This window comes from Streptococcus caballi DSM 19004 (genome assembly GCF_000379985.1).
Classification (GTDB): domain Bacteria; phylum Bacillota; class Bacilli; order Lactobacillales; family Streptococcaceae; genus Streptococcus; species Streptococcus caballi.
The window spans coordinates 1-8,946 of record NZ_KB904099.1 but is presented as its reverse complement, the minus strand read 5'-3'; the positions used below and the strand labels follow the sequence as shown (position 1 = coordinate 8,946).

At 33.2% G+C, this 8,946-nt stretch carries 7 protein-coding genes and 1 rRNA gene; all 8 read right to left on the bottom strand.

Annotation, left to right across the window (positions count from 1 at the left end; all coding sequences use genetic code 11):
* Positions 1 to 106 (bottom strand): 16S ribosomal RNA (locus A3GS_RS0108690); the annotation flags it as partial.
* A gap of 887 nt (positions 107 to 993) precedes the next feature.
* A complete protein-coding gene (locus A3GS_RS0108685; RefSeq protein WP_018365025.1) occupies positions 994 to 1,803 on the bottom strand; it encodes a hypothetical protein in 810 nt (269 codons plus the stop codon).
* A gap of 66 nt (positions 1,804 to 1,869) precedes the next feature.
* On the bottom strand, positions 1,870 to 1,992 hold the full coding sequence (locus tag A3GS_RS12445; RefSeq protein ID WP_276107269.1) for a BsuBI/PstI family type II restriction endonuclease: 123 nt from the start codon (positions 1,990 to 1,992) through the stop codon (positions 1,870 to 1,872).
* 220 nt (positions 1,993 to 2,212) lie between these two features.
* Positions 2,213 to 2,767: a hypothetical protein gene (locus tag A3GS_RS0108680; protein ID WP_018365024.1), complete on the bottom strand. Its 555-nt coding sequence runs from the start codon at positions 2,765 to 2,767 to the stop codon at positions 2,213 to 2,215.
* Between the two features lie 44 nt (positions 2,768 to 2,811).
* Positions 2,812 to 4,638, bottom strand: a complete 1,827-nt coding sequence (locus A3GS_RS0108675) for an ImmA/IrrE family metallo-endopeptidase (RefSeq protein WP_018365023.1) — start codon at positions 4,636 to 4,638, stop codon at positions 2,812 to 2,814.
* A gap of 8 nt (positions 4,639 to 4,646) precedes the next feature.
* On the bottom strand, positions 4,647 to 6,878 hold the full coding sequence (locus tag A3GS_RS0108670) for a DEAD/DEAH box helicase family protein (protein ID WP_018365022.1): 2,232 nt from the start codon (positions 6,876 to 6,878) through the stop codon (positions 4,647 to 4,649).
* On the bottom strand, positions 6,875 to 8,614 hold the full coding sequence (locus tag A3GS_RS0108665) for a site-specific DNA-methyltransferase (RefSeq protein ID WP_018365021.1): 1,740 nt from the start codon (positions 8,612 to 8,614) through the stop codon (positions 6,875 to 6,877). Before A3GS_RS0108665 ends, A3GS_RS0108670 begins: the two co-directional genes overlap by 4 nt.
* Positions 8,607 to 8,795, bottom strand: a complete 189-nt coding sequence (locus tag A3GS_RS11735) for a hypothetical protein (RefSeq protein ID WP_018364571.1) — start codon at positions 8,793 to 8,795, stop codon at positions 8,607 to 8,609. The genes A3GS_RS0108665 and A3GS_RS11735 overlap by 8 nt, the downstream gene beginning before the upstream one ends.
* Between the last annotated feature and the right edge of the window lie 151 nt (positions 8,796 to 8,946).

Sequence of the window (8,946 nt, the reverse complement as noted above, 5' to 3'; positions counted from 1 at the left end):
CATGATTAATGGTGGAGCAAGCTCCGGTATCAATCATGCGTTCCACTTGCATGTATTAGGCACGCCGCCAGCGTTCGTCCTGAGCCAGGATCAAACTCTCATTTAATCTTACTCATTCCTGTCACTGACAGATTTATTTTCTTAACAGGTCGATGTCTCAACCCGCACGTTTGGTTCGTCTTGTTCAGTTTTCAAAGGTCTTTGTCTCTTAACAGACAACTTCTATAGTCTATCAAATCTGAAACAACTTGTCAACTACTTTTTCCAAAGTTTTTTAGCCCTGTTTCAAATTTATCACTTCATCCTCTCGGACAACAGCTTTATTAGTCTAACATCTCAAGCTCGCTTTGTCAAGAACTTTTTATCTTTTTTACAAACCTGAAATCAGCTTTCTTACGATAGCCCAATTAGTATACTAAATTTAAACAAAATTGTCAATTACTTTTCTGTATTTTTTACTGCAGTGGTATTAACCCCAAAAGTTATTTTCACCCTTTGACGGTAGTCATATCTTCTTATGTTCAATTTTTCCTATCATAAAAGTTTATTATGTACTACAGAGGATTTATATTTCCGATTTTTAGCAAAAAAGCACCCATGAGGTAAACTCTTGAGTGCTTTGAAACGTTGATATATAGCGGTATATTAACGTTTACTGAATTGTGAAGCCTTACGTGCTTTCTTAAGACCTGGTTGGGGCATCACTTATTTTATCCAATTTCAAAATGCTTTAAAATCAACTTTTTCACGAATTTCAAAAAGATAAAATTTCAACTAATTTTAATCAATTTCATCAAAATAAGGTAAACTTTCAATCAAAACAAGCTAAAATCGAACCAGAATATCAAAAGTTTACCTTATTTAATTTTCACAAAAATGAAATGATGAAGCTTCTTTCTATAATGTTATTATTCCTAAAAATACTAGAAATAGTATAATCTTTTCTAGTATTTGTGGAATCCAAAACGCAGGACTTCCAATCCTGCGTTTTTATTATTCTGATTTGAAAAGATGCACTAGTACCAATTCATCAAATGAAATAAATTCTATTTGTTGATACATTCCTATCAAATTTTTAACCCCCTCCGCTTTAGCTAATCCGACTGGTATATAATCCCCCATATCGATAAAACAGAGTATCTTAGATAAAATAAACTGTTTAATATTTAAATCAGTTAGAAGTAAAAAATCAGCTTTCACTTTCAGCAATAGTCTATCTATTGATTCAGACCATTTTTCAAAATAATCCACTATTGAAATTTCTCCCTCATTTAGGCTATTGAGGTATATTTTATTCTGCTTATTGCTAGTCTCATTTTTTCTTAATTCCGAAACTGAAATAAGGGGTTCTATAGCTGTTGTTTTTTCTTGCAACACACTATAGCTTCTTTTCAAATTACTAAAGGGTAAGGAGTAATGTTGACCATAATCCCTCAATAATTTTAACATTTTTATTTCATCTAATTTTTCAAAATTTAAAACTTCTTTCTTCAAATCAAAGCGGTTTTCCTGCTTACAATACGATTTAATATTGTCAATAAATATCCTTCCAAACATAATATTTTGCATAAATAGATACTTGCAATCTCGATATATATCATTTAATTTATTAGTATCATAATCATCGATATTCTCAATGTATTCTTTTATCAATTCTTCTGACTTCTTATAATTTCGATAACAATCAAAAATATTAGTATATTTTTTTAAAGAGATATTGTATTCCTTAAAATCTTGAAATTCATTCTCATCGATTTTTAATAAAAAATTTCTATCATAATTTGAAACAAAATAACTATACAACTTAACCCTCAATTATTTTCAGTCTCTCGGTCCCATAAAGCGGTCACCATTTAAATGTATCACATACTATGGCAATTCAGATAACCAAACCTTTGTTTTCCAAGCAATACTATTCGCAAACTTTTTATAAGTTTTAAAATCTTGAAATGCTGTTATATAAATATTTCCAGCATCACAATCTTTAGTTATTTCCTCTATGGGGCATCACTTATTTCATATAATTTTAAAATGCTTTAAAATCAACGTTTTATCGAGTTTTTAAAAGATGAAATTTCAGCTAATTTCAATCAACTTCATCAAAATAAGGTAAATTTTCATTCAAAATAAGATAAAATCGAACCAGAATATCAAAAGTTTACCTTATTTGTCCTAGAAATCCAAAAGACGAAAAATGACCTGTCTTTTGGATTTATTTTTTTATTTTACCTGCTAATTCTATTTGAAGGAATGGTTTAATTGAACCAAGAATAATTGCTGTGGCCTTCTTATTCTGTTTATCAGTTCTTGTTCTTTTATTAAACATATCAAGCATGAATCTATAATCATTTTCAGGATTATAATTATTCCATTGATTTGGCTCAAACGCTCCGATATCCAACAAATATCGTAATAGTTTACGACTAAAAAATTCAGATGATAACTGAAGATACTGATTATCCTCTACAGCATGCAATAACTTAAACAATTGCTCTCTAACATCTACTAGATGTTTCAAATCATCACGCTCAAACTTCTTAATGCAGGAACTACCAATAGGGTATAGCTCATTCCCATTCAGTTGGTTTTTAATTGTAAAAAGGTAACGAAGATGCTCTTTACCACATATACATGACTCCTCCAAACGCTCATCTTCTTCAACATCTACAATTTCCCACTCTGTAACAGCATCCTCCCAATATTCCGACTCGGAATTATCCATCACATCCTTAATAAGAGTTTGAAAATAATTACTTCTGTCTATCATATGACTTAACTCCTTCCCAACATTTCATTCATTACTACAAGTGATTATTCATATCTATCATGTACAAGTTCCTTGAATCCCTTGCCCACTAAAAATGCATTACATTTTCCAACATCCCAATTCCCTGTTGAACAAATAAATAGTTCATAAAGAAATTCTTGTTCATTTCCTAAACGAAGCACTTTGCCCGATAGTTCAACTAACTTCTTACTAACAACGGGGGGTAATTTCATCGCAACACAAATTGCAATAACACTTTCAAGTTTAGGTTCTGTTTTCCCATTTCTTAAATTAGAGATTGCCTTCAAACCTAGATAACTCGTATCAGCCAATTCCTGATTCCTAACATCACGCCATTTCATCACCTCAGTCAAAGCAGAACCAAAACTATTTAACCCTTGTAGTTTTAACATGATTTCCATTGTATCAGCTACGTGGGCATCGACTTTCTCAAGCCACTCATTCTTATCTTCAGGATAGCTAATAGTGAATTGAATATCAGAATCTGCATCTCTGTTAAGTAATAAAGTTAAAGAGGTGGAACTTCCTGATTGAGTTCTTGAAACAATATCAAATACTACACAACATTCTTCCATATGATGTCTTGCATAATCTGTTAAAAAAGGATTGCCTGCAAGGTCATATGAAACAAACTTATTATCATTTATGCAAAGATGGGATTCTACATAAATCAATGCTCCAGTTTCAACAAGACTCTTTAAGTTTGGTTGTGCTAACAATTGCAAACCAAGTTGAATTAAGTTTATTGAGAAAGTCTGAGTATTTTCTAAATAACCATCTTTCCATTTGTGAGTTGGAACATATTTATCATCAATATAAATGAATGCCCCCTTCACTACATCAAATCCACATTCTGCCAATCTAACTTTAGCAGAAAGACGTGATACGCCAAAGAACAACACTAGTTCATCAATCCATTTTTCAACAATATCAAGTTCATCTTTCGTTTCACTAAGTTCAATGAGTCTTTTATGTCTCACTCTTGCTTCTTGGATGAACATCCCCTTAGGCATCAGTATTTTGGGAGCAATAGATTCAGCATGCCATTCCATCCACCCGAGAATATCTGACAAATTCTGTTCTCCGACATTACTAGTAGTAGATAGAACTGATAACTTTTCTTTCTTTGCTCGAGCCAATTCCAGAGCATATCGATGTAGTTCCCAATGAACACATTCATGAAGGATTGTATTTCTTACAACTCCAATATTTCGTAGTTGAAGAAGTTTTGCCTCAATGACTATTGTCCCTGCAGAAATTCCTTTTTCGGGTACATCTTGAAAATAAACTTGACCAAAAATTGAAGCATCTTTGGTAATGCTTTCATATTTTATTTGTAGCCCCATTTGTTGGGCTATAGTTTCAGGTTCAATTCTAGTTGGGGTCAGTAAAGCATCTGGTTCATATTTCTTCAATATCGCTTCAGCAAATTTATCCAAATCGTCTTTCCAAATAAAAGGAATAAGCTTATCCGAAAGAGGTTTCTCAAAAATGCTATAAGTTCCTTTTTCGTAAGAATCAACCTTCTTGATTCTAAAATTTTTGATTCCTGTATCAGGCTTCCCAATACATGATATACGAAGCCAACGATTTTTTTCATAAGATGAATCACGATTATAGTTATACCCGAAAACAGTTGCATAGACATTGGTTAGAATATCTATGTCAATTTCATCATCTTCACGCTTTCCAGCATAAACATACATCACTTCAATATCTGTGACTTCAACTTCGTCATCATCATTGTCGATGACCCCTAAATCTTCAAGATGCTCTAAGAAGTATTCTTCACTTGCTTTATAAATATCATTGTAGAAAGTGTTTTTAATATAACTAGTAAAAGAAATCAAATTTCCTCCTAAAATCCAAACAATTCATCAATTGGATGCCATTCTGACATATTATCTTTCCATTCACCCTCGTTTAAATATCGAAGAGTTCCAGCGATATCACGAATAAAGGCTCCTTTTAAACCATATTTATCAAGGTACGTTTTTAATGATTCATATTTCAACGGTGCATACTTATCAATATTTTTATCTTTACCCTTGGCATTCTCCCCACCCTTGGTTTCAATGATATAGACATCACCATTCTTCATTTTTACAATGTAATCAGGATAGAAATGATGAGAAGAGCCTGCTGTATTATAAACCAATGAGAAGTATTCAGTCCCTTTATCACCATTCTTATAAACAAACTCAACTACATCCTTATGTTGTTCGATATAGTCCTCAAATAAGCGCTCTGCTTCGCTACCTTTAATAATCCTACTCTCGTAACCATCATACACATTTGTTTCTACAATATTTTTTTCCAGATTAGGATTGTATAAATAGCGGTCGTTCATCGGTATATAAAAATCATTTTCTTGAATTTCTACAAGTCCCATACTGACTATTGGGTAAATGTCTACTTTTCTAAACACTTCACGAAGTTCTCGCCAATTATTCAAAATAAAAGCTGTCCACTCGTTCGGTTTCAATTTTAAGAGCCTATGTTTATTTGAGCTTGGACTTTTATAATCCATAAAAAAGCGTTTTAATAAAGCTTCAACCTGTCTTACTTGCAAATGAGTGACACGGTCAAGTTCATGATAAGCATGGAGTAAATCCAGTCGATTTGCATTATAATCTGCCTCAACTCTTCTTTCTCTATCTTGCAAACCATCTGAATGCTTAAGCGTATCAAATCTCCCTTGTTTATAAGTATTCACAATAGAACTACCAAATTGAATTCCTTGATTCCCTAATTTTTGCTTGTTCAAATCAACATCATTGGTCAAATTCCATTCTCTAACCAATCCCTGATAAAGATTTTCACGTACGGCCTTTTCATCCTGTCCTGCATGTAAATCAAGAGCTCTCTCACTGACTAATTGAAAATCTTTGGCAATATCCTTCCGTTCTAAAGGAGGTGTCGGAATTCCTACCCCTTTTTGCCCAAATGCCCCATTTAGAAAGTCATTATCAAAGGTATAAATGTAAGAATTATCCAATACATCTACATCATAGTGACCTTTTAAGGGTTCAGGCATTCTACGAATACGACCAATCGTCTGAATAGTAAAGGTATCCCCCATTTTTTCACGTATCTTTATCAAGATTTTAGCACGAGGGGCGTCCCATCCAGTAGCGATTGCCTGTTTGATAATGAGATATTCAACCTCATTATCAAGTTCTTGAACATTGAGATAATTTCGTTTCTGTTCTGCCAACCAAATACCTAGTTTACCATCTTCGTATGTCTTATGTAACTTATTTTGAATATAATCCTCAATACGACTAACTAATTCGGGTTCAGAATCAGATTTGTCAGGTAGTTGAACCAGCACTAATGGATTTATACCTGCAATGTTATTTTCAGTGTACTCTTGTACTATCTCTTTTCGTTTTAGCTCAGCGCTTTCAAACAGCAATTCAAATTCTCTACTGATGTCAGGATTAGCATCTATAAACTTCTCAATCCCTTCATTGACAACTACTGATTTTGTAATCAAACCTGATTCGATAACTTCCTCTTCAGTAACTTCATAGAACTCTATCTTCTCAGGAACCTTAGGGTCTTCAATAGTTGCTGAAACCCTAACGGTTTTAGAAGCTTTAAAACGTGTAATGATATCTCTTGCCTTCTTAGTATCATTTCTATGCGCTTCGTCAATAACCAGAATAAAATGACGACCCAATTCAAAAGCTTTCTCAATCTTGTCTTCAAGATTTTCTCTCTCACTATCCGTCAACATAGCATTTTTATTTTTACCTACAACCGATTCATAGTTAATAAAAGTTGCGGTATCTTTGTCAAATCCTTGAAGAAGAGCATCCGCAAGTGATTGCTCCTTGACCGACGAAAAGCTTTTCGCCTTATCCTGACTTTGTTCTTCAAGTTCTCCCGCACCAGGAGTAAACCACACAAAAGCAACGTTATCATGTGTACTCGCGATATAAGTATCCATCCATTCAAGAAGTGTAATTGTTTTCCCTGAACCTGTTGGTGACTTGATAACCATTTCATCAACACCATATTCAGGAGCTGTAAATCTCAAGAGTTTATCAACTAGATTTTGTTGGAAATTTTTTAATTCAATCATGACCACATGTCCTTTCCGAAGTAATAGTTTGGAATTTCTTGTTTCGTGATATTCTTGTCACGAAGGATTCGTTCTTGTTCAGCGTCAAAGAAAATTTCAGGATGAATAAAAAGTGTAGAATTTTCTATGAAATCTGTCTCATCCATCTCATCTAACTGTTCCTCTGACAAGATGACCTCTACTTTAGGATTTGTAATATCTACTCCAAACTCCAACTCAACAAGAGGTGTAACATAGTTTAGTAATTCATATTCAAGGGTGACATCAGGGAATTCTTCTTTAACAACAAAATCTGTCTTAAAATATTTTAAATTATGAGGAAGTTCTTCTTGTATATTGTTCAAACGTTTATACGTAATTTCTTCACAAATATTATTTTCATTATTGGTGCAGAGGATATATTTCCGATTCCCACCATCCTCTTTATTGAGCTGTTCCACCGCGTGTCCTACCGAACCTGAACCAGCAAAAAAATCTAGAACTTTAATATTTTTCCCTTTATGGTAATTAATAATTTGTTTTAACATTTTGACCGGCTTCTTGCCACTATTGAATGCCACTTTCCCCTCGTGTCTAATATTTCCAAAGTCAGCACTAAAATCAAAATAATTAGGAATAGATTTATATTTCTTTGCACTACCATTTGCCAGTTCCCTATTCTTCACCAAAGGAATTCCAGAATACATCTTACTTCTAGAAGCTCCAACTTTGCTAGGGCCCACAAAATATCTATACCCTAATCCATCTTCACCAAGTCCATCAATTTTATATAGACTACCTACTCCATCTATGCTAATTCTTGGTTCAATAACGTTTTGTACCATTGTACCGTTTCCAGTCCCAGAATATATACTACCTGAGACCCACGTTTCTTTTAATAGATTCTCTGCTGGTTGTTTGTGCTTTATACTTTTCCATTCTCCTTTTTTAAAAACTGTAACTTTCCTACCTTTAATTTCAAATGTAGTTCCTTCTGTCAATTCTTTAAACTCAAAAACAAACTTATCAATAGAATAGTCTTCTTCTGGTTTATTCGCTTTAAATTTTGTCTTGTCTTTGGAATATACTAATATATACTCTAAAATAGGTTGCCAATCATTTTTTTCGTTTAAAGTTTTATCAGCATATCTAACCTGTGTATGCAAAGTAACTAATTTGTTATCTACGCCAAATATCTCATCACACAATAATTTTAATTGATTAAACTCATTATCATCAATAGAAATAAAAATAACACCCTTTTCGTTCAGAAGCTCCCTAGCAATTTTCAATCTTTTATTCATAAAACTTAGCCACTTAGAATGCCTATAACTATCGTCCTGATTTACATAATCATCATTATACTTAAAATCCTTATTTCCTGTGTTGTATGGAGGGTCAATATATATGACATCAATCTTGCCTGTATGAGTTTTCTTCAAAAGATGTAGACTATGAAGATTATCGCCCTCTAGTAGGAAATTATAGTCTTCAGAATCTGGATTTCCCACAATCTTTTTGGTTTCATCTTCAACAAAGACAGGGATTTTGGCCTTCATTTCCTCTTCAACCCACTCAGCATGTTCTTCCCAAACAAGACCATACTTCTTAGTATTAAGTAGACGAACAAGATTTTCTAATTTATCAACATCTTCACTTCGTCTATCCTCACGAGCCTGTTTTAGCAATTCCTGAACATATGCAATTGCTCCCTCCTTCTCATTCTTATGAGGGCGTTCAATAAAGTTTTCACGCATTAGAAAACACCTCCTTTACATACAGAAGGTGCTTTTTTACATGCTGAAAAAAGGCAAAAACTACCTTGTTGCTTGTTGCTTGTTGCTTGTTGCTTGTTGCTTGTTGCTTGTTGCTTGTTGCTTGTTGCTTGTTGCTTGTTGCTTGTTGCTTGTTGCTTGTTGCTAATGGTATCAAGTTCATAGTCTCCTTGTAAATGTTTTCAACAAGTCTATTATACCATGAACAGTTGCATAAAAAAATTTAATACATTAAAAATTAAAAAATAACCTATCAAGTCATTTTTGAAGTCATTTTGAAACACAATTTTTACGAAATTATTTCAAAAACCTTG